The 19,891-nt window shown below is 72.6% G+C and carries 19 protein-coding genes; 10 read left to right on the forward strand and 9 right to left on the reverse strand.

What is annotated here, in order from left to right; genetic code table 11:
• Window positions 1–64: 64 nt before the first annotated feature.
• Entirely contained in the window at window positions 65–1,327 is a 1,263-nt protein-coding gene (locus ACZ3X1_RS03575) for an extracellular solute-binding protein (protein ID WP_467276101.1), read from the reverse strand.
• 164 nt (window positions 1,328–1,491) lie between these two features.
• Here ACZ3X1_RS03575 and ACZ3X1_RS03580 point away from each other — a divergent pair, with 164 nt between their 5' ends.
• Window positions 1,492–1,707 (forward strand): dodecin, encoded by a 216-nt coding sequence (locus tag ACZ3X1_RS03580; protein WP_030663252.1) that lies wholly within the window; start codon window positions 1,492–1,494, stop codon window positions 1,705–1,707.
• Between the two features lie 28 nt (window positions 1,708–1,735).
• On the opposite strand, the gene ACZ3X1_RS03585 is transcribed toward ACZ3X1_RS03580, so the two are convergent.
• Window positions 1,736–2,230: a phosphatase domain-containing protein gene (locus ACZ3X1_RS03585; RefSeq protein ID WP_356810993.1), complete on the reverse strand. Its 495-nt coding sequence runs from the start codon at window positions 2,228–2,230 to the stop codon at window positions 1,736–1,738.
• A 149-nt stretch (window positions 2,231–2,379) separates the two neighbouring features.
• Here ACZ3X1_RS03585 and ACZ3X1_RS03590 point away from each other — a divergent pair, with 149 nt between their 5' ends.
• The 5 genes from ACZ3X1_RS03590 to ACZ3X1_RS03610 all read left to right on the forward strand — a co-directional run bounded on the left by ACZ3X1_RS03590 (window position 2,380) and on the right by ACZ3X1_RS03610 (window position 7,031).
• The gene (locus tag ACZ3X1_RS03590) at window positions 2,380–3,375 is read left to right on the forward strand and encodes an LLM class flavin-dependent oxidoreductase (RefSeq protein WP_467276105.1); all 996 of its coding nucleotides are present in this window, start codon (window positions 2,380–2,382) and stop codon (window positions 3,373–3,375) included.
• 45 nt (window positions 3,376–3,420) lie between these two features.
• Window positions 3,421–3,693, forward strand: coding sequence for a hypothetical protein (locus ACZ3X1_RS03595; RefSeq protein WP_390074038.1), 273 nt, complete (start codon window positions 3,421–3,423; stop codon window positions 3,691–3,693).
• 39 nt (window positions 3,694–3,732) lie between these two features.
• Complete coding sequence (locus ACZ3X1_RS03600) at window positions 3,733–3,879, forward strand: hypothetical protein (protein WP_467276107.1); 147 nt, start codon at window positions 3,733–3,735, stop codon at window positions 3,877–3,879.
• A 355-nt stretch (window positions 3,880–4,234) separates the two neighbouring features.
• Window positions 4,235–6,649: an excinuclease ABC subunit UvrA gene (locus tag ACZ3X1_RS03605; RefSeq protein WP_467276109.1), complete on the forward strand. Its 2,415-nt coding sequence runs from the start codon at window positions 4,235–4,237 to the stop codon at window positions 6,647–6,649.
• A 76-nt stretch (window positions 6,650–6,725) separates the two neighbouring features.
• Window positions 6,726–7,031: a hypothetical protein gene (locus ACZ3X1_RS03610; RefSeq protein ID WP_467276111.1), complete on the forward strand. Its 306-nt coding sequence runs from the start codon at window positions 6,726–6,728 to the stop codon at window positions 7,029–7,031.
• A 3-nt stretch (window positions 7,032–7,034) separates the two neighbouring features.
• On the opposite strand, the gene ACZ3X1_RS03615 is transcribed toward ACZ3X1_RS03610, so the two are convergent.
• From ACZ3X1_RS03615 to ACZ3X1_RS03630, 4 genes are all read right to left on the reverse strand, one after another.
• Complete coding sequence (locus tag ACZ3X1_RS03615; RefSeq protein ID WP_356810999.1) at window positions 7,035–7,685, reverse strand: hypothetical protein; 651 nt, start codon at window positions 7,683–7,685, stop codon at window positions 7,035–7,037.
• A 123-nt stretch (window positions 7,686–7,808) separates the two neighbouring features.
• The gene (locus tag ACZ3X1_RS03620) at window positions 7,809–8,555 is read right to left on the reverse strand and encodes a succinate dehydrogenase/fumarate reductase iron-sulfur subunit (RefSeq protein ID WP_356811000.1); all 747 of its coding nucleotides are present in this window, start codon (window positions 8,553–8,555) and stop codon (window positions 7,809–7,811) included.
• On the reverse strand, window positions 8,552–10,501 hold the full coding sequence (locus tag ACZ3X1_RS03625) for a fumarate reductase/succinate dehydrogenase flavoprotein subunit (RefSeq protein WP_356811001.1): 1,950 nt from the start codon (window positions 10,499–10,501) through the stop codon (window positions 8,552–8,554). The genes ACZ3X1_RS03620 and ACZ3X1_RS03625 overlap by 4 nt, the downstream gene beginning before the upstream one ends.
• A 2-nt stretch (window positions 10,502–10,503) precedes the next feature.
• Window positions 10,504–11,199, reverse strand: coding sequence for a succinate dehydrogenase (locus tag ACZ3X1_RS03630; protein WP_362622551.1), 696 nt, complete (start codon window positions 11,197–11,199; stop codon window positions 10,504–10,506).
• A 72-nt stretch (window positions 11,200–11,271) separates the two neighbouring features.
• Between ACZ3X1_RS03630 and ACZ3X1_RS03635 the strand changes: the two genes are divergently transcribed.
• The gene (locus ACZ3X1_RS03635) at window positions 11,272–12,150 is read left to right on the forward strand and encodes a LysR family transcriptional regulator (RefSeq protein WP_356811003.1); all 879 of its coding nucleotides are present in this window, start codon (window positions 11,272–11,274) and stop codon (window positions 12,148–12,150) included.
• Window positions 12,151–12,178: 28 nt separating this feature from the next.
• Here ACZ3X1_RS03635 and ACZ3X1_RS03640 read toward each other — a convergent pair whose 3' ends face one another.
• Entirely contained in the window at window positions 12,179–12,832 is a 654-nt protein-coding gene (locus tag ACZ3X1_RS03640; protein ID WP_356811004.1) for a TetR/AcrR family transcriptional regulator, read from the reverse strand.
• 106 nt (window positions 12,833–12,938) lie between these two features.
• Here ACZ3X1_RS03640 and ACZ3X1_RS03645 point away from each other — a divergent pair, with 106 nt between their 5' ends.
• The gene (locus ACZ3X1_RS03645; RefSeq protein ID WP_467276116.1) at window positions 12,939–14,018 is read left to right on the forward strand and encodes an FAD-dependent monooxygenase; all 1,080 of its coding nucleotides are present in this window, start codon (window positions 12,939–12,941) and stop codon (window positions 14,016–14,018) included.
• Window positions 14,019–14,090: 72 nt separating this feature from the next.
• Here the strand turns inward: ACZ3X1_RS03645 and ACZ3X1_RS03650 are convergent, their stop codons facing one another.
• Together ACZ3X1_RS03650 and ACZ3X1_RS03655 are read right to left on the reverse strand one after the other, a co-directional pair.
• Window positions 14,091–16,232 (reverse strand): putative bifunctional diguanylate cyclase/phosphodiesterase, encoded by a 2,142-nt coding sequence (locus ACZ3X1_RS03650; protein WP_362623406.1) that lies wholly within the window; start codon window positions 16,230–16,232, stop codon window positions 14,091–14,093.
• Between the two features lie 98 nt (window positions 16,233–16,330).
• A complete protein-coding gene (locus ACZ3X1_RS03655; protein WP_362623408.1) occupies window positions 16,331–17,161 on the reverse strand; it encodes an SAM-dependent methyltransferase in 831 nt (276 codons plus the stop codon).
• 1,077 nt (window positions 17,162–18,238) lie between these two features.
• Between ACZ3X1_RS03655 and ACZ3X1_RS03660 the strand changes: the two genes are divergently transcribed.
• Both ACZ3X1_RS03660 and ACZ3X1_RS03665 read left to right on the forward strand, forming a co-directional pair.
• Window positions 18,239–19,009 carry a bestrophin-like domain gene (locus ACZ3X1_RS03660; protein ID WP_356811006.1) on the forward strand — a complete coding sequence of 257 codons (771 nt, stop codon included), beginning with the start codon at window positions 18,239–18,241 and terminating at the stop codon, window positions 19,007–19,009.
• Between the two features lie 183 nt (window positions 19,010–19,192).
• Window positions 19,193–19,834: a hypothetical protein gene (locus ACZ3X1_RS03665; protein WP_356811007.1), complete on the forward strand. Its 642-nt coding sequence runs from the start codon at window positions 19,193–19,195 to the stop codon at window positions 19,832–19,834.
• Window positions 19,835–19,891: the final 57 nt, after the last annotated feature.

The raw sequence follows: 19,891 nt of genomic DNA on the forward strand, positions 1-19,891 counted from the left end.
CGGACGCTGAACTCGCCGGTACCCCGTCGCGGCGGCGGGACTCCGCGGCGGGCGGCGCGCCGTCTCAGCGGTCCGAGCTGAGCACCCGGCCGATCTCCTCGGAGGCGGCGCGGGCGGCCTGCTTGGGGTCCTGGCCGCTGAGCACGGCCGTCATGTAGGGCTTGATCGGGTTCTTCGCCTCGACCTCGGCCCAGCGGGCGGACGCCGGGGTGGCCCGGCCCTGGGCGGCTCCGGGGGCCATGTTGGTGGCGCCCTCGTTGCCCTGGACGACGTGCGCGAGGGTGGTCTTGTTCGGTACGTAGCTCATCGTGCGGGCGAGTTCGGTCTGCCACTTCTCGCTGACCAGGGCCGTGATCACGTCGACGGCGCCCTTCCGGTTCCCGGTCCGCTCCGGGATGATCAGGTCGGAGCCGCCGGTGAAGACGGAGCCCGCCTTGTCGGAGGTCTTGCCGGGGATCGGGAAGAAGCCGAGCTTGCCCTTCAGCGCGGGGTTGGCCGCCTCGATCTCGGCGGCCTGGCCGGGCGGGGCGATGATCTGGGCGACCTGGCCGCGGGCGAAGACCTGCGACTGCGGGGGCGTCTCCTCGTCGGCGGCCCTGGGTCCGTCCCCGAGGGCCTGGAGCTGCTTGTAGAACTCCATGCCGGCCAGGGCCCTCTCCTCGTCGAGGGTGCCGACCCATCGGCCGCCCGTCTCGACGGCGAGCTCGCCGCCCTCGTCCCAGATGAAGCCGGCGCGGACGTACCAGTTCTGGCCCGCGAGGTAGATGCCCTGCTGCTCGCCCTTGTCGAGCTTCTGGGTGGCCTGGATCCATTCCTGGCGGTTCTTGGGCAGGGCCTTTATCCCGGCGTTCGCGAAGAGGTCCTTGTTGTAGACGACCACGCGGTTGGCGGCGTACCAGGGGACGCCGTACTGGGCGCCGTTGACGCTCGCCGGCTCGGAGAGGCCCTTGAGCCAGTGCTTGCTGTCCCACTCGCGCAGTCCCTCCAGGGTGAGTTCGGACAGGCCCTTGGTCTCGATGTACTGCGCGACCTGGGTGTTCCCGACCTCTATGACATCGGCCGGCTCCTTGCTCGTGCCCTTCAGGACGGCGTTGACCTTGTCGCCGATGCCCGTCCACTCCTGGATCCTCACGTCCAGGTCGACGTCGGGGTGCTCCTGTTCGAAGGACGCGGTGAACCTCTCGATGAAGTCCTCGGAGGCGCTGCCCTTCATCAGCCAGAGGGTCACCTTCTGCCGCCCCGCGCCCGGATCGGTCCACTGACTGCAGCCCGTGAGGGCGGTCGCGGCCGCGAGGGCCGTGCACACGGCGAGGAAGCGCATCTTCAAGAGGGTCACCTTCTGGGGCTCGGTCTCCGATGGCTCGAAATTGGCATAGACCAATAGGCCGGTCAAGGGTCTTTCGCTCGGGATTGTTGGGTCAGAGTTCGCGCAGCCGGACTTACTGGGGCACCTTAGAACCAGGCAAAAGCGACCCACTGTCGGGAGACTCCATGTCCAACCACACGTACCGGGTGACCGAGATCGTCGGCACCTCCCACGAGGGCATCGATCAGGCCATTCGCAACGGCATCGCCCGGGCGGGGCAGACCGTACGGAACCTGGACTGGTTCGAGGTGGTCCAAGTGCGGGGCCACATCGAGAACGGGGAGATCGCCCACTACCAGGTGGGGCTGAAGGTCGGCTTCCGGCTCGAGGGCGAGGACTGAGGCCCTTCCCCTGCGGGCGGCCGGCCGCTCAGGTCCGGCCCTCTACCTCCTGGCCGGACGTGAGTTCGGGCGCGTCCGCCGCCCAGTCGGCGACGACGACGCGGAAGCCGGCCGCCCGCGCGGCCTGGCAGACCAGTTCGTCGTCGTCCACGAACATGCGTACCTCCCGGCCCCGGGCGATCCGGCCCAGCACCTCCAGCTTGGTCGTCCGGGCCGGCCGCCGGTCCTGGTTGCCGCGCATCCACACCCGCCCCTCGGGCAGACCGTGCCGGGTGAGCCACTCCTGGGTGTCCGCCCGGCACCGCTCGGGCCGCCCGGTCAGGTACACCACCTCGCAGTCGGCCGCGCTCTCCACCGCCAGGGCGATCCCGCGCGCGAGCGGCGGATCGGCCGGCGCCGCGGCGAAGAAGCCGGGCCAGTCCCTGGGGCGGCGCTCCAGGAAGTGCTGGCGGTGGGCGGTGTCGGCCAGGGTGTTGTCGATGTCGAAGACGGCCAACGGCCGCGAGGTGCGCTTCTCACTCATCCGGCCAGCCTATGGCCGGGCACCGACACGGGCCCGGACGCGAGCGGGCCGGGGTCGGCGGGGTGGGGGGCCGGGGGCGGCGGCGGGGAGGGAGCCGGGGGGCGCGGGACGGGCGGGAATCCTCCGGGCCTGCGGGCGTTGACTCCCGTGTGATCCGAAAACTCTCGATACTCGACCGGTCCCGCACCCGCCAAGGCCACCCGGCCCCGCAGGCCCTGCGCGACACCGTGGCGCTCGCCCGGACGGCCGAAGACCTCGGCTACCACCGCTTCTGGGTGTCGGAACACCACAGTGTGCCTGGCGTCGCGGGCTCGGCGCCGACCCTCCTGGCCGCCGCCGTCGCCGGGGCGACGGAACGGATCCGGGTCGGCACGGGCGGGGTCATGCTGCCGAACCACCAGCCCCTCGTGGTCGCGGAGCAGTTCGGGGTGCTGGAATCGCTCTACCCCGGCCGGATCGACATGGGGCTGGGCCGCTCGGTCGGCTTCACGAACGGCATCCGGCGGGCGCTGGGCCGGGACACAGAGGACGCCGACCGCTTCGAGGAACAGCTCACCGAACTCCTCGGCTGGCTCGACGGCACCCAGCGGGCACACCCCGAGGTGCACGCCCACCCCGCCGAGGGCCTGCGGATACCGGCGTACGTGCTGGCAACCGGCGAGGGCGCCGGGATCGCCGCCCGGGCGGGGCTGCCGCTGGTGGTGGGCGACCTGCGCAGCCGCGGCCGGGTCACCGAGATCGTGGAGGGGTACCGCAAGGAGTTCCGGCCCTCCGCCCGGGGCGCGGAGCCGTACGTCGTGGTCTCGGGGACGGTGGCCGTCGCGGCGACCACCGAGGAGGCCCGGCGCATCCTGCTCCCGGAGGCCTGGTCCCTCGCGTACTCCCGCACCCGCGGCAGCTTCCCGCCGCTCCGCCCTGCGGAGGACGTCGAGGCCCTGGAGATGACCCCGAAGGAGCGGGAACTGTACGAGGGCGCCCTCACCGGTCACATCCACGGAACGGAGGACCGGGTGGCGGCAGAGCTGTCCGAGGTCGCCGAACGCACCGGCGCGGACGAGCTCCTGGTCACCACCTCGACGTACGACCGCACGGCCCTGCTGGACTCGTACGCCCGGCTGGCCCGTATCACGGGCCTGCGGCCGTAGGGATCGAGTAGCGTCGAGAGCCAACCGACGCGTGCGAGGCGCGTGTTGAGCCGGAACTCCGCCGACATCCTCGTCGTCCACCTGATCGGACACGGTCGGGCCGATCGCAGCGGCCGTCTCTCCCTCGTGGCGCACGACGACCGCGACGTCGACGTCGACCGGTGGATCGAAAAGGCGCAGCAGGAGGCCGAACGGAGTGGCGACGACCGGCGCGTCGTCTTCCTCGTGGACACGTGCTCGGCCGGCACCTCGACGGGCAATGGAGCCGTCGCCGTCCACAGCTGCGGCGGCACACGCGCACAGGAGCCCCCCGAATGACCCGCGTCCTCGGTGTCCGGAACCACAAGGCCGCCGACAGTGCGCCCCACCTCGGCAGCGCCCGGCTGTGCTCCGCCTGGCTCTCCGCCCTCGGGGGACGCCGCCGCCGGCCTCGACCTGGAGACGGCGTACTACGCCGACCTGCTGCGCAGCGAGCGGCAGAGCGCGGAGCCCGCCGACGGGTAACTCGCGCTCGTCGGGCAGTGGGCGCGGGCCCGGGGGGGGGATCCGAGCGGGGCGCAGGGCCGGGCCACGGGTCGGCTCCGGTGGATCTGCGGCCAGGTCGCCGAGCGGGCGGGCGCGCGGCCCGCAGTGGTCGAGAAGAGCGTGCGGCTGTTCTTCCCCGAGGTCACGCGGTACTTCGCAGCCGGGCGCGAGCCCGTGCGCGAGCGGGTCAGGGCCTCGCTGCTGCGACACCGGCCGGACGTCCCCTGCGGCCGCACAGCGTGCTCGACTACCCGAGGCATCCTTCGGTGTCCGGCGCAGTCACCAGGCACCGCCCCTGACCTCGCCCGCGCACCCGGGCCGTAAAGTGGGACGAATGCACCAGTCCACCGAACCCCGGCCCGACCACGATCCCTACGTACGGGTGCGGGGCGCCCGGGAGCACAATCTGCGCGGGGTCGACGTGGACATCCCGCGCAATGCGCTGACCGTGTTCACCGGGGTGTCCGGTTCCGGGAAGAGCTCGCTCGCCTTCGGCACGCTGTACGCCGAGGCCCAGCGGCGGTACTTCGAGTCGGTGGCCCCGTACGCCCGGCGCCTCATCCACCAGATCGGCGCCCCGAAGGTGGATTCCGTCACCGGTCTGCCGCCGGCGGTGTCGCTGGAGCAGCGCCGCTCCTCCCCCGGCTCGCGCTCCTCGGTCGGTACGGTGACGCTGCTGTCCAACTCCCTGCGGATGCTGTTCTCGCGGGCCGGTACGTATCCGCCGGGCGCGCCGCGACTGGACTCGGACGCCTTCTCGCCCAACACGGCCGCCGGCGCCTGCCCTTCCTGTCACGGGCTCGGCCGGATCCACCGCACCAGCGAGGAGCTGCTGGTACCCGATCCCGGGCTGTCGATCCGCGAGGGCGCCATCGCCGCCTGGCCGGGCGCCTGGCAGGGCAAGAACCTGCGGGACGTCCTGGAGACGCTCGGCCACGACGTGGACCGGCCCTGGCGGGAGCTGCCCGCGAAGGACCGCGAATGGATCCTGTTCACCGAGGAGCAGCCGGTGGTGACCGTGCACCCGGTGCGGGACGCCGACCGGATCCAACGGCCCTACCAGGGCACGTACATGAGCGCCCACCGCTATGTCATGCGGACCTTCTCCGACAGCAAGAGCGCCACCCTGCGGGCCCGCGCCGAGAAGTTCCTCGCCGACTCGCCGTGCCCGGTGTGCGAGGGGCGCCGGCTGCGCCCGGAGGCCCTCGCCGTCACCTTCGCCGGGCGGACCATCGCCGAGCTCGCGGCGCTGGCGCTGACGGACCTGGACGCCGTACTGGCCTCCGCGTCCCTGGACGGGGAGGCCGCGCGGGTCCTCGCCGACGACCTGCGGTCGCGGATCGGGCCCGTCACGGAGCTGGGGCTCGGCTACCTGAGCCTGGACCGGACCGCGCCGACCCTGTCCGCGGGCGAGCTCCAGCGACTGCGGCTGGCGACGCAGCTGCGGTCGGGGCTGTTCGGGGTGGTGTACGTGCTGGACGAGCCGTCGGCGGGGCTGCACCCGGCCGACACCGAGGCGCTGCTCGGCGTACTTGACCGGCTGAAGGAGGCCGGGAACACCGTCTTCGTCGTCGAGCACCATCTGGACGTGGTGCGGCACGCGGACTGGCTGGTGGACGTGGGCCCGCTGGCCGGGGAGCGCGGCGGGCGGGTGCTGCACAGCGGGCCGCCGGCGGCGCTGGCCGGGGTGGCGGAGTCGGCGACGGCCCGGCACCTGTTCGCGTCGGCGCGGGAGCCGGCGGTGCCCGGCCGGGCGGTGCGCAGGCCGACCGGGGAGGTGCGGCTGAGCGGGGTGGACCGGCACAACCTGCGGGACCTCGACGCGCGGTTCCCGCTCGGGGTGTTCACCGCGGTGACCGGGGTGTCGGGGTCGGGGAAGTCCACGCTGGTCGGTCAGGCGCTGGCGCGGGAGGTCCGCGAGCGCATCGCCGACCCGGGGTTCCCCGTACGGCGGCTGGTGGAGGTGGACCAGAAGCCGATCGGCCGGACCCCGCGGTCCAACCTGGCCACGTACACCGGGCTCTTCGACGTGGTGCGCAGGCTCTTCACGGCGTCCCCGGAGGCGGGGGCGCGGGGGTGGAAGGCGGGCCGGTTCTCCTTCAACGTGGCGGGCGGCCGGTGCGAGACGTGTCAGGGCGAGGGCTTCGTCTCGGTGGAGCTGCTGTTCCTGCCGAGTACGTACGCCCCGTGCCCCGAGTGCGGCGGCGCGCGGTACAACGCCGAGACGCTGGAGGTCCGGTACGAGGGCCTGAACATCGCGGAGGTGCTGGGGCTGACGGTGGAGTCCGCGGCCGGGTTCTTCACCGGTGTCCCTGCGGCGGCGCGCAGCCTGCGGGCGCTGGAGGAGATCGGGCTGGGCTACCTGCGGCTCGGGCAGCCGGCGACCGAGCTGTCGGGCGGCGAGGCGCAGCGGATCAAGCTGGCGACGGAGCTCCAGCGGCAGCGCCGGGACCACACGCTGTACCTGCTGGACGAGCCGACGACGGGTCTGCACCCGGCCGATGTGCGGGTGCTGCTGCGGCAGTTGCACGGTCTGGTGGACGCTGGGCATTCGGTGGTGGTCGTGGAGCACGACATGGACGTGGTGGCGGGCGCTGACCGGGTGATCGACCTGGGCCCGGGCGGCGGCGCGGAGGGCGGCCGGATCGTCGCCGCGGGCACCCCGCGCGAGGTGGCCCGGACGCCGGGCAGCCGTACGGCGCCGTACCTGGCCCGCGCTCTCGCCAACAGCCCGGAAGCGGTTGGCTGAGGGCTGTCCGGTGATCCCCGGGAAGTCAGCGCGCGGCCTCAGATGCAGTGCACCGCAAGGCGGAGGAGCGATCCCGGTGCCCCCGGAGCCGTGGGACCCGGCGGTGCCGGTGGCACGGCTGCCGGTCACCGACGACGGCGGGCGTCTGCTGGAGCTCTTCCTCGAACCGTACTGCTGGAGCGAGTGGCTGGAGCCGGGCGCGAAGGTGACGGTCGTGACCGTGGGCATGGCGGGCGCGGCCCGTCCCTGGGTGGCGGGTACCAGCGTTCCCGATGAGCCGTTCGAACTGCAGTACCTCGCGGGCACGCCCGTGGTCCGGCCGTACGGCGACCTGGTCCTGCTCCTGGGCGCCCACGGGAACGAGCTGTACCGGTTGCCGTGAGGCTCAGGCGTCGCCGGGCAGGAGTTGCTGGGGCAGTTCTCGGAAGCTCCACTGCTCGCCACGGCGTGTGAACTGCCAGACCAGGTCGTAGCGGTCGGGCCAGGTCGCGGGAAGGCCGAGGACCTGGTGGGCGCCGAGGGCGCGCACCAGGCGGGGGATCCCGGTGTGCTCCCAGCAGACGAGTACGGGCATGGGGCCGGCCAGCGCGGCGTGGGCCAGGGCGGGTTCGGCTCCGACGGCGAACTCGGCGCGTACGGGGGTGCGCAGTGCGGCGGCCAGGGCGGTCACGGTCTGCCGGCACCGGGCGGGGGCGGGTGCCTTGCCGCCTGCGGCGAAGACGGCGGCGGGGCGGGGCAGTACGGAACGCTTGGCCGGCGCGAAGAGCCGCGGCAGCGCTTCGGCCCGGCGCCAGCCGCGCCCGGCCAGTGAGCCGGGGTCGTCCTCGCCGTCCTCGTCCCAGCCGGAATCACCGGCGTACGGCTTCTCCGCGTGCCGGATCACCATGACCACGGCGTCCTTGGCGTCGGGCTGCTGCCCGGCGGCCGGGGGGCGGAGCGCTTCCCCGCCGGAGCACCCCGTCGCGGCCAGTGGGACGAGGGCGGCGGCCAGTACGGCTCTGCGGCATGGTCCGGTCCCGGCGGGGGCTTCTGGCATGGGGTCACTGTCTCCCATGGCCGGGGCGCCGCCGGGGCGCGGCGCGGCGGGTGCCCGGCCGGTCAGCCGATCGGCGCAGGGCCCCTCGCGGCGGCGGGGTCCTGCGCCGGGCCGGCGGCCGGGTCAGCGGGGACCTTTGCGGACCGCGCGCAGCCACTCCCTGTTCATTGCGGCGATCGACGGCAGCGGGATGCCCTTCGGGCAGGCGGTGGCGCATTCGCCGGTGAGGGTGCAGCCGCCGAAGCCCTCCTCGTCCATGCGGGCCACCATGTCCAGGACGCGGGTCCCGCGCTCGGGTGAGCCCTGCGGGAGGACGTTCAGGTGGTTGACCTTGGCGGAGGTGAAGAGCATCGCGGAGCCGTTGGGGCAGGCCGCCACGCACGCGCCGCAGCCGATGCACTCGGCGTGTTCGAAGGCGAAGTCGGCGTCGGCCTTGGGCACGGCGGTGGCGTGTGCCTCGGGGGCGGAGCCGGTGGGGGCGGTGATGTAGCCGCCGGCCTGGATGATCCGGTCGAAGGCGCCCCGGTCGACGACGAGGTCCTTGACCACGGGGAAGGCCGCTGCCCGCCAGGGCTCGACGTCGATGGTGTCGCCGTCGGCGAAGGAGCGCATGTGGAGCTGGCAGGTGGTGGTGCGCTCGGGGCCGTGGGCATCGCCGTTGATGACGAGGCTGCAGGCGCCGCAGATGCCCTCTCGGCAGTCGTGGTCGAAGGCGACCGGGTCCTCACCGCGCAGGATGAGGTCCTCGTTGAGGGTGTCGAGCATCTCCAGGAAGGACATGTCCTCGGAGATCCCGTCGACCTCGTACGAGGCCATGTGGCCGGGGGCGTCGGCGCCGCGCTGGCGCCAGACGCGCAGGGTGAGCTTCATGCGTAGCTCCGCTGTGTGGGGTGGACGTACTCGAAGACGAGGTCTTCCTTGTGCAGGACGGGGGCGGCGCCGGTGTCGGTGAACTCCCAGGCGGCGGCGTAGGCGAAGGCCCCGTCCTGACGGGCCGCCTCGCCGTCCGGGGTCTGGGACTCCTCGCGGAAGTGGCCGCCGCAGGATTCGGCGCGGTGGAGCGCGTCGAGGCACATCAGCTCGGCGAGTTCGAGGTAGTCGACGATGCGGTTGGCCTTCTCCAGCGACTGGTTGAACTCGTCGCCGGTGCCGGGCACCTTGATGCGGCGCCAGAACTCCTCGCGGATCTGCGGGATCCGGTCGAGGGCCTTGCGCAGGCCCTGTTCGCTGCGGGCCATCCCGCAGTACTCCCACATGAGTTCGCCGATCTCGCGGTGGAAGGAGTCGGGGGTGCGGTCGCCGTCGACGGCGAGCAGTCGCGCGAGCCGATCGCGGGTCTCGCGTACGACGGCCACGGCCTCGGGGTGGGTGTCGTCGACGGTGTCGCGGTGGGGGTGGCGAGCGAGGTAGTCGTTGATCGTGGAGGGGAGCACGAAGTAGCCGTCGGCGAGGCCCTGCATCAGGGCGGAGGCGCCGAGGCGGTTGGCGCCGTGGTCGGAGAAGTTGGCCTCGCCGATCGCGAAGAGGCCGGGGACGGTGGTCTGCAGGTCGTAGTCGACCCACAGGCCGCCCATCGTGTAGTGCACGGCGGGGTAGATCCGCATGGGGACCTCGTACGGGTTCTCCGCGGTGATCCGCTCGTACATGTCGAAGAGGTTGCCGTACTTCTCGGCGACCTTGTCGCGGCCCATGCGGCGGATGGCGTCGGCGAAGTCGAGGTAGACGCCCTGCCCGCCGGGGCCGACGCCGCGGCCCTCGTCGCAGACGTTCTTGGCGGCCCGGGAGGCGATGTCGCGGGGCACGAGGTTGCCGAAGGAGGGGTAGATCCGCTCCAGGTAGTAGTCGCGCTCCGCCTCGGGGATGTCTGCGGCGGGGCGGGTGTCGCCCTTGGCCTTGGGGACCCAGATGCGGCCGTCGTTGCGCAGGGACTCGCTCATCAGGGTGAGCTTGGACTGGTGGTCGCCGGTGCGCGGGATGCAGGTGGGGTGGATCTGGGTGAAGCAGGGGTTGGCGAAGTAGGCGCCGCGCCGGTGCGCCCGCCAGACCGCGGTCGCGTTGGAGTTCATGGCGTTGGTGGAGAGGTAGAAGACGTTGCCGTATCCGCCGCTCGCCAGCACCACGGCGTCGGCGTAGTGGGTGGAGATCTCTCCGGTGACCAGGTCGCGGGCGACGATGCCGCGGGCGACACCGTCGACGACGATCAGGTCGAGCATCTCGGTGCGGGCGTGCATCTCGACGTTGCCCGCGGCGATCTGCCGGGAGAGGGCCTGGTAGGCGCCGAGGAGGAGCTGCTGTCCGGTCTGGCCGCGGGCGTAGAAGGTGCGGGAGACCTGGACGCCGCCGAAGGAGCGGGTGTCGAGGAGGCCGCCGTACTCGCGGGCGAAGGGGACGCCTTGGGCCACGCACTGGTCGATGATCTCGACGGAGATCTGGGCGAGGCGGTGGACGTTGGACTCGCGGGCGCGGAAGTCGCCGCCCTTGACGGTGTCGTAGAAGAGGCGGTGCACCGAGTCGCCGTCGTTGCGGTAGTTCTTGGCGGCGTTGATGCCGCCCTGTGCGGCGATGGAGTGGGCCCGGCGGGGGGAGTCGGAGAAGCAGAACTGGACTACGTTGTAGCCCTGTTCGGCGAGGGTCGCGCCGGCCGATCCGCCGGCCAGGCCGGTACCGACGACGATGACGGTGTGCTTGCGGCGGTTGGCGGGGTTGACGAGTTTGGCCTCGAAGCGGCGGCGGTCCCAGCGCTCCGCGATGGGGCCTTCGGGGGCCTTGGTGTCGGCGATGGGCTCGCCGGTGGTGTGGTGGGCGTAGCTGCTCACGGTCAGTTCACCATTCCGGTCATGACGGCGACGGGGACGGACACGAAGCCCGCGAAGAGGACGGCGGCCAGGCCGCCTGCGAAGGCTTTCAGCGTCCGCTCGCGCCGGGCCCGGCCCGCGCCGAGGGTCTGGGCGGCGCTCCAGAAGCCGTGCCGGACGTGCAGGCCGAGTGCGGCCATCGCCACGATGTAGATGGTGTTGCCGTACCAGGTGGAGAAGGTGGCGAGGACGTTCTCGTAGGGGTGGCCGGCCCAGGCGCGCTCGTTGACGGTGAGCGTGGTGAGGTCGAGCAGGTGCCACACGATGAACAGGCCGAGGATGATGCCGCCCCAGCGCATGGTGCGGGTGGCATAGCTCGCGCGGCGGCGCTTGTGGACGTACTTGACCGGGCGGGCCTTGATGTCGCGGCGGCTGAGCTGGTAGGCGGACACGGCATGCGCGACGACGGCGGCGAGGAGCGCCACGCGGACGATCCACAGGGCCCACTCGTGGTGGAGGAAGGGCGAGCCGAGGGTGCGCAGCCAGTGGGCGTAGCCGTTGAACTCGTCCGCCCCGAAGAAGATCTTGAGGTTGCCGAGCATGTGCACGACGAGGTAGCCGAGCATGATCAGCCCGGAGACCGCCATGACGGTCTTCTTTCCGATGGTGGAGCCCCAGAACGAGGGGGCGCTCGTCCGGGTGCGCGTTGCCAGAGCCATGCCATCGACGGTAGGGACGGAGGACCCGAAAGGTCCAAGACATGATGTCGGTCATATTGATAGACATGGCCTATGCAATTCCAGCAGCTCCTCTACTTCGTGGCCGTCGCCGAGACCCGGCACTTCACCCGGGCCGCGGAGCAGGTGCACGTGGCCCAGCCGTCGCTCTCCCAGCAGATCAAGGCGCTGGAGCGGGAGCTGGGGGCCGAACTGTTCAGCCGCGCCCGGGGCAACATCACGCTGACGGACGCGGGCGAGGCGCTGCTGCCGCTGGCGCGGCGCATCCTGGCGGACGCGGACACGGCGCGGCTGGAGGTGCAGGAGCTGGCGCAGCTGCGGCGCGGGCGGATCCGGCTGGGGGCCACCCCGAGCGTGTGCACGGGTCTGCTGCCGGGTGTGCTGCGGGCCTTCCACGCGGCGCATCCGGGGATCGAGCTGCTGATCGAGGAGAGCGGTTCGCTCGACCTCGTGCGGGAGCTGGCGCGCGGGGCACTGGACCTGGCACTGATCGCCCTGCCGCTGCCGCCCTCTGCGCCGGCCCTGACGACGGTGGAGCTGCTGACGGAGGACCTGGTGGTGGTGTCCTCGACGAAGCTTCCGGCGCCCGGCGGGGGCCGGGAGCTGACCATCGCGGCGTTGCGCGACGAGCCGATGGTGATGTTCCGGCACGGCTACGACCTGCGGGAGCTGACGGTGGCCGCGTGCCGGGCGGAGGGCTTCGAGCCGGCGTTCACCGTGGAGGGCGGGGAGATGGACGCGGTACTGGGCTTCGCGCGGGCGGGGCTGGGCGTGGCGGTGGTCCCGGCGATGGTGGTGGCGGACGCGGGCCCGGGGCTGCGGACGACCCCGCTTGCCGGGTCGCCGCTGCGCCGGACGATCGCACTCGCGCACCGCACCGACGTGGCTCCCCCGCGCGCGGCGCGAGAGCTGAAGCGGATGCTGATGGCGTGACGCCCGGGGCTCCATGCCACGTGGGGCCTCAGTCGGGAGTGGGCGGGGCCGCGGGAAGAGCTCGGTCGAGGCCGTCGGCGAGCATGCCGAAGGCCTGGTCGGCGTCGGCCACGGCGGCGGGGTGGGCCTCGTCGGCGCTCCGCCCGGCATCGAGCCGCTGCCAGTTCTCCCGCCCGAGCTCGTGGCGGACCGCCACCAGGTGGACGGCCGCCAGCCGGGCGGCGAGCGGCGGCACCGACTCCGCCTCCAGGGCGGCGGCGAGCAGCTCGACCTCGCGGTCGGTGTAGTGGGACAGGCGGGACTCCAGGCTGGCGGTGGAGTGGAGCAGGCGCAGGAAGGCGAGGACCTCCGGGTGGTCGCAGAGCCCGGTGATCGGGTCCCGCTCGGCGAGGGCCGTCAGGAAGTGGGCGTGCACGGCTCCCACCGGCGTCGCGCCCGCGGGCCGGTCGCGCACGATGCGCGCCACCTCGTCCTGGTGGTCGGCGAACCGGTCGAGGAGCAGGTCCTCCTTGGTCGGGAAGTACCGGAAGAGGGTGGGTTTGGACACCTCGGCCGCCGCGGCGACATCAGCCACCGACACGGCGTCGAAGCCCCGCTCCAGGAAGAGTTCCAGCGCCGTGGCCGCCAACTGGCGGCGCGTGCGGAGCTTCTTGCTCTCGCGCAGACCCGTCGTGTTCTCCATGCGCACAGCGTAGCACGAAAGAGAGACCGGGTAATTTTTTTAACCGGGTTGCCTTTTGCGTCGGGAGTCGCTTTCCTTGGAGTCAGAGACGAGGAGAGGACTTTCGATGAACCACACCGATGTACTGATCGCCGGCTCCGGCCCCACCGGGCTGACGCTCGCCTGTGATCTCGCCCTGCGCGGAATCGCCGTCCGTGTCATCGAGCGGCGCACCGAACCGCACCACGAGTCTCGGGGCAAGGGGCTCCGCGCCGGCAGCCTCGCGATCTTCGAGAGGCTCGGCGTTGCCGAACCCCTGATCGCCGCCGGCACCGCGGGGGTGGTGCTGCGCAAGTACTTCGACGGCGAGCACATCAACGACACCCCCACCCCGGCGGACGCGGGCCTGCTGATCGGGCAGTGGCAGGTCGAAGAGGCGCTGCGCGACCGGCTCGCCGGACTCGGCGTGCGCGTCGAGTACGGGGCGGAGCTCGTCGGCATCAGCCAGGACGAGTCCGGGGTGCGCGCCGAGCTGGCGGACGGAAGCGTGATCGAGGCCCGCTGTCTCGCCGGGTGCGACGGCGGGCGCAGCACCACCCGCAAGCTGCTCGGCATCCCCTTCGAGGGCAACGGCGAGAAGGAGCCCGCGATGGTCATCGGCGACGTCAGGGCGCCGGGGCTCGGCCGGGACGTCTGGCACCAGTGGTTCACCTCGGAGGGCGGCGGAATACTGCTCTGCCCGATGCCGGGGACGGACTCCTTCCAACTGCAGGCCTCACCCGAGCAGGACGAGCACGGCGAGCCGCTGCCGCCCTCCCTGGAGAGCTTCCAGCGGATCTTCGACCGGTGCGCCGGGGTGCCGGGCATCCGGCTCGAGGACCCCACCTGGCTCTCCTCCTGGCGGGTCAATGTCCGCATGGCCGCCCGGATGAGGGAGGGCCGGGTCCTGCTCGCCGGGGACGCCGCGCACGTGCACCCCATAGCCGGCGGCCTGGGCATGAACACCGGCATCGAGGACGCGGCGGCGCTCGGCCGGGCCCTGTCCGCCGCCCTCGCCGGACCGGACGCGGACGCGGCGCTCGACGCCTACGAGGCGGAGCGGCTGCCGGTCGCCGCTGGGGTCCTGGCCGACACCGCCGAGCGGTACGAGCGGGTCGTGGAAGCCGTGCGGACCCCCGGCCGCGGAACGGAGGTCGGCCTGGACTGACGCGGCACAGCGCGCCGGAGCCGGCCGCTACCGGGACCGCGCGGCCCGGACCGCCGCGGGCCCGGGCTGCGTTCAGGAGGGAGTGGGCACCGCGTCGGAGAGGGACAGGGTGTGGATGCGGTCGGGGGCCCCGGGGCGGGCGTAGTACCAGCCCTGGGCGGTGTCGCAGCCGAGCGCGCGCAGCTGGGCGGCCTGTGCGCCGGTCTCCACGCCCTCGACGGTGACGGCGAGTTCGAGGCTGTGGGCCAGGGCCACGATCCCCTCCACGATCTTGACGTCGACCGGGTCGGCGGGCTGCTGCTGCATCCCCTGGGTGAAGGAGCGGTCGAGTTTGAGCACGCTGACCGGCAGGCGCCGCAGGTTGGCCAGGTTGGAGTAGCCGGTGCCGAAGTCGTCGAGTGCGATGTCCACACCGAGTTCGGCCAGCCGGCGCAGCGGCTCCAGCAGTTCGTCGTCAGCGCCTATCAGGGCCGACTCGGTGACTTCCAGGCACAGCGCGCCCGGAGCGAGGCCGGACTTCTCCAGCACCGCCACCGTGTCGGCGACCAGACCCGGGTGGTGCAGCTGGGTCGGTGAGAGGTTGACGTTGATCCGCAGGGCTGCGCCCCCGTGCTCGTGCTGCCAGACGCGGGCTTGGCGGACGGCCTCCTCCAGGACCCACCGGCCGAGGGGCACGATCAGCCCGGTCCGTTCGGCGAGCGGGATGAAGCGGTCGGGGCCGAGCACCCCGTACTGCGGGTGGGACCAGCGCACCAGCGCCTCGGCGCCGTGCACGGTGCCGTCGCGCATGTGGACCAGCGGCTGGTACTCGATGAAGAATTCGCCGCGCTCCAGCGCCGCCGGCAGGGCGTTGGTCAGGCCGTGCCGGGTGATCGCGCGGGCGTCGGCCTCGGCGTCGGCGAACTCGAAGCGGTTGCCGCCGGCCGCCTTGGCGCGGTACATCGTGATGTCGGCGCTGCGCAGCACCTCGGCCGGGGTGCGCTCCTTGGCGCGGCCCTCGACGATGCCGATGCTGCCCCGGACCGACAGCTCCCGGCCCTCCAGCCGGATCGGCGTCGAAAGGGCCGTCAGGATGCGGACCGCGAGGTCGGTCACCTTCTGCTCGGTGTCGGAGCCGGTGGTCAGGGCTACGAACTCGTCGCCGCCGAGCCGGGCGACGACCTCGCCGGGACCGGTCGCGCAGCTCTGCAGCCGGTCGGCGACCTCGACCAGCAGCCGGTCCCCCGCCGAGTGGCCGAGGCTGTCGTTGACCGCCTTGAAGCCGTCGAGGTCCAGGTAGCACAGGCCGTAGCGGTCACCCCCGGCCCCGCTGAGGGCCTTCTCCAGCCGCTCGAAGAACAGAGTCCGGTTGGGCAGTCCGGTGAGGGCGTCGTGGGTGGCCTCGTAGCGCAGCCGCAGGTTCAGCAGGCGGCGCTCGGTCGTGTCCTCCATCAGCGCCAGCTGGTACTGCGGCTTGCCGTCGGCGTCGCGCAGCAGCGACACCGTGAGGTTGGTCCAGAGCACGGTCCCGTCGTGGCGGTAGTACGGCTTCTCCACGCGGTAGCTCTCCCGTTCGCCGCGCACCAGCTCGCCGTACATCCGCCAGACGTGCGGGGTGTCGTCGGGGTGGCCCCACTCGCTGACGTTGCGGCTGCGGACGTGCCCCTCCAGCCCGCCGAACATCTGCAGCAGCGTGTCGTTGACCTCCAGGACGTTCCCGTCGAGGTCGGCGATGCCGATGCCGACGGCCGCGCCCTCGAAGACCGCCCGGAAGCGCTCCTCGCTCGCGTGCAGGGCCTGCTGGGCGTCGGTACGGGCGGTCAGCGCGGAGCGGGCGATGGCCTCCTGCTCGCTGAGGGTGCGCTCGCGCAGCGCGCGTGCGTATCCGGCGGCGATGGCGTGCTGGAGCCGCGCGCAGCGCGAGTGGTACTCGGCGGTGGCCTCCAAGCCGGAGCCTTCGAGTCCGTCCGGACCGCAGTAGAGCACCAGGTAGGACTCGATCACGCCCAGGGTGCCGGCCAGGGCTTCCGGGTCGGTGCAGTGCACGGCGACGAGTTCGGCGCCCACCCGCTGCGCCACGGCGGCGTCGAAGGGCCGTGCGTGCAGGGCCTCGGTGAGCGTCCGGGTGAGCGGCACGAGGTGCCGTTCGAACTCGGGCCGGGTCAGCGAGGTCGCGGTGACCGGGAAGATCGCCCGTCCCCAGATCGTGGCGAAGCGGGAGATCCGGTCCTCGATGCCGCCGTGGGGGGCCGCCGCGGATTGCGCGGTCGGCGCGGGTGCGGCCGCGGGCGCTGCGACGGTGTTCGGCGCGCCCGCCGTCTGTGCCGGAAGTCTCACGCCTTGCGTCCCACGCCGCCGTAGCCCGAGAAGGCGTAGGGGTCCTCCGGCGTTTCGCCGTCCTCCCCGTCCGCGGAGCGGTCCGGGCGCCAGTCGGGCATGGAGACCAGCCCGGGCTCCACCATGTCGAACCCTTCGAAGAAGCGGGCGATCTGCTCCCCCGTGCGCATGACGAGGGGGTTGCGGATGTCGCGGTAGACGCCGACGGCGCCGCCCGCGACCTCCTCCACGAGCGGGATGCCCTCGAAGGAGGCATGGGTGAGGATCAGCAGGCTGCCGGGGGCCAGCGCGTCGCGCAGCTCGGCCACGGCGTCGTACGGGTGGTCCGCGTCCTCCAGGAAGTGCAGGACGGCGACGAGGAGCAGGGCGACCGGCCGGTCGAAGTCGAGGAGCCGTCCGACCTCGGGGGCGGCCAGGATCTCCTGGGGCTTGCGCAGATCGGCGGCGACGACGCCGGTGTGCTCGTCGTCCAGGAGGACGGCATGGCTGTGCGCCACGGCCACCGGGTCGTGGTCGACGTAGACCACGCGGGCCCCGGGGCTGGCGGCCCGGGCGATCTCGTGGACGTTGCCGAAGGTGGGGATGCCGGAGCCGATGTCGAGGAACTGCGTGACGCCCTCGGCGACGGCGTGCCGGACGGCACGGCGCATGAACGCCCGGTTGGCCTGCATGATCTTGGGCAGTCCCGGCATGAATTCCATGGCCCGTCGGGCCGCCTGGCGGTCGACCTCAAAATTGTGGGACCCGCCAAGGTAGTAATCGTAGATGCGGGACACGCTCGGCACCGAGATGTCGATGCCTGGCGGGGCCCAGGCGGGGCGCTCCATCGGGATCTCCAAGCGTTGTTCCTGCGGCGGTCCGTGCGGGGTCGGACTCCTGTCCGAGCCGAATCTACTGATCATTGACCAACAGGGCGAGCAAAAGCGGAAATTGGCGATCCGTTCTTCGTCACACACCAAAGGCGCCCGGCGGCGCCCCCGGGGCAAATGACCGGTACCGACAAATCCCTTTTGGGAATTGACCGGACGATGATCGCACTCGACTGAGCCCGCTCCGCAGCTGGCTCAAACCTTTCCGCTCGGCACTACACCCGTTCAGGCGAACCGGGGCCGAGCCCAGCGTGGGCCGGCGTGCGCGGGCCCATGCTCCCCGGGTGAACAGAGCTTGTGCCAGGCGCCTGCTGGCGGTCCCGGTCCTGCTGTGGGCGGCCTTGTCCGTCACGCCGGCCGTGGCTGATAGCAGCGCCTACGCGACGACCGACCCCGGCGAGGCCGCGACGGCCGCCGCCGTGGTCGCGGTGGCTTCCGGCGACGGCCGCGGACGCGGTCCGGGTGGTGGACATCACGGGGCCGACCGCCGCGCGGACCACCGTTCGGATCACCGCTCCGACCACGGAAGACACCGTGGTGGCGGCCGTGGCGGGGGCCACCACGGCGACCCCGACTGCCCACCGCCGCCACCGCCACCGCCGTGTCCGCCTAAGCCGCCCCCGAAGCCCACCCCGCCGCCCGAGCCGAAGCCCACGCCACCACCGCCGAAGCCCACGCCGAAGCCGGTCCCGACCCCGGCCCCGCCGCCTCCGAAGCCCGCTCCGGCGCCACCCAGGGCGGCGCCCAGGCCCGTACCGAAGCCCGTCCTGCCCGCACCGGCCCCGCCGAAGCCGGCGCCCGCCCCGCCCCGTGCGGCGGGGGTACCCGCGCCGCCACCGCCGCCGTCCCCCGCGGTGGCCGCGCCGCCGCGGAAACAGGTGGCCCGCCCGGCGTACCGCGCGCAAGCCCGTAAACCGGCCGAGCACCACGTCTCGCCGGTGACCTTCACCTTGCTGACCGCGGCTCCCGCGGTGCTCGCGATCGTCGCGCTGCGCCCGCGGTAATCCGCCCACCGTCAAACGATCTGGAGTCATCTTGTCGGAATGGCTCGTCCTGTCCCTCGCGATGGCCGCGGCCTGTGCCGTGGTGCTGTCCATCGCCTTCTTCAATCACCGCAGGATCGGCGACGACGACGATCCGAACGAGACCCCGGACGTCATCGAGTACATGACGATGATGATCGGGGTGATCTACGCGATCGTGCTGGGCCTGGCGATCGCGGGCGTCTGGGAGGGCCGGGGAGCCGCCCAGGAATACGTGCGCCAGGAAGCACAGGCCCTGCACGAGATCAGCGTCCGCTCGCAGGTCTACCCGGCCGGGGTCCGGGCGAGGATCCGGTCCGACGTCGACGCGTACGTGACCTTCGTGGTGGACACCGAGTGGAAGGCGATGGCCGACGACGGCGAACTCACGGACCGCGGCGGGGAGCTGCTGGAACGTATCCGCCGGGACGTCACGGACTACGAGCCGCAGACCGATCACGAGGGCCAGGCCTACCAGCCGCTCGTCGACCAGGTCGCGGTTGTCGACGACGCCCGCAGCGCACGCGGCGCGAGCGCCGGGGCCACCATGCCGGGGGTGGTCTGGTTCGGGTTGATCACCGGAGCCCTGGTCACGGTGGGCCTGATCTTCACCCTGCAGATCAGGCGCTCGTTCCGGGAGATGCTGCTGGCCGGGCTCTTCAGCGCGCTGATCGCGTTCCTGCTGTTCCTGATCTGGGACTTCGACGCACCGTTCGGGCGGGGCATCTCGGCCACCGCCGAACCGTTCCTCACGCAGTTCTCCCACTTGGACCTGGGCGGCTGACACCGCCCGGCAAACCGGGGACGGGCCTCCCGTCCCCGGTTCGGCCTACCGCCATGCCCCATTCGCCCGTTCCTGATCGCGGGCCCCGCCACCCGCACCTAGCGTGGCGGACATCGAGGCGCACGACCCCCCACGTGCGGAAACCGTTCCGCGGCTGCTCCTCGGGGATCCGGAGAATCAACCATGGGTGCGATACGTACCTCCGCCACCGCCCTGCTGAGTGCCGGCGCCACGTTCGCCGTCCTCACCCTCGGAGCCCTCGGCGCGCCCGCCGCGTCCGCGGCCGAGGCCCGGTCCGAAGCCCAGGCCATGCCCCAGACCGAGAAGTACGCCGAGAGGCACGCCGAGCAGCGCGCCCGGCAGGTCTCGTTCGGCTTCACCCTCACCCCCTCGACCGTCGCCCCCGGCGGCCAGGTGGTGCTCGCGGTCAGCGGCTGCAACGCCGCCTACTCCACCGCCTCCTCCGGCGTCTTCGACACCGTGAGCATCGCGCGCGGCCAGACCGTGCGGGTCACCGTGGACCGGGACGCCCGGCCCGGAGCCCTGTACTCCGTCTCCTTCACGTGCAACGGGGAGACCGGCTCGGCCGACCTGACGATCGCCGGCGGCACGACCAGGCCCACGACGAGTTCGACGCGGACGGCCACCGCCACGGCCCCGGCCCCCGTCACGACCGGTGCGGCCCTGGGTGTCCGCGGCGGCCTGGGCGGCAGCGTGGCCGGAATGGACCCGGTGGAACTCGGTGCCGGCGCCGCTCTCTTCCTCGCCGCCGCGGGCGGGACGGCCTACGCCCTGCGCCGCAGGGCATCCGGCCGCGGTCACTGAATCCCCCGCACGTGCCCTTCCACCGCCGGTCGCCTCCACCGCCGGTCGCCTCCACCG

The sequence above is a fragment of the Streptomyces sp. NPDC023541 genome, from assembly GCF_055559995.1.

Excerpts from the sequence above, each read along its gene's own strand:
- ACZ3X1_RS03580 (WP_030663252.1), top strand. The coding sequence starts at position 1,492 with ATGTCCAACCACACGTACCGGGTGACCGAGATCGTCGGCACCTCCCAC.
- ACZ3X1_RS03585 (WP_356810993.1), bottom strand. The coding sequence starts at position 2,230 with ATGAGTGAGAAGCGCACCTCGCGGCCGTTGGCCGTCTTCGACATCGAC.
- ACZ3X1_RS03605 (WP_467276109.1), top strand. The coding sequence starts at position 4,235 with ATGCACCAGTCCACCGAACCCCGGCCCGACCACGATCCCTACGTACGG.
- ACZ3X1_RS03615 (WP_356810999.1), bottom strand. The coding sequence starts at position 7,685 with ATGCCAGAAGCCCCCGCCGGGACCGGACCATGCCGCAGAGCCGTACTG.
- ACZ3X1_RS03620 (WP_356811000.1), bottom strand. The coding sequence starts at position 8,555 with ATGAAGCTCACCCTGCGCGTCTGGCGCCAGCGCGGCGCCGACGCCCCC.
- ACZ3X1_RS03630 (WP_362622551.1), bottom strand. The coding sequence starts at position 11,199 with ATGGCTCTGGCAACGCGCACCCGGACGAGCGCCCCCTCGTTCTGGGGC.
- ACZ3X1_RS03635 (WP_356811003.1), top strand. The coding sequence starts at position 11,272 with ATGCAATTCCAGCAGCTCCTCTACTTCGTGGCCGTCGCCGAGACCCGG.
- ACZ3X1_RS03640 (WP_356811004.1), bottom strand. The coding sequence starts at position 12,832 with ATGGAGAACACGACGGGTCTGCGCGAGAGCAAGAAGCTCCGCACGCGC.
- ACZ3X1_RS03645 (WP_467276116.1), top strand. The coding sequence starts at position 12,939 with ATGAACCACACCGATGTACTGATCGCCGGCTCCGGCCCCACCGGGCTG.
- ACZ3X1_RS03655 (WP_362623408.1), bottom strand. The coding sequence starts at position 17,161 with ATGGAGCGCCCCGCCTGGGCCCCGCCAGGCATCGACATCTCGGTGCCG.
- ACZ3X1_RS03665 (WP_356811007.1), top strand. The coding sequence starts at position 19,193 with ATGGGTGCGATACGTACCTCCGCCACCGCCCTGCTGAGTGCCGGCGCC.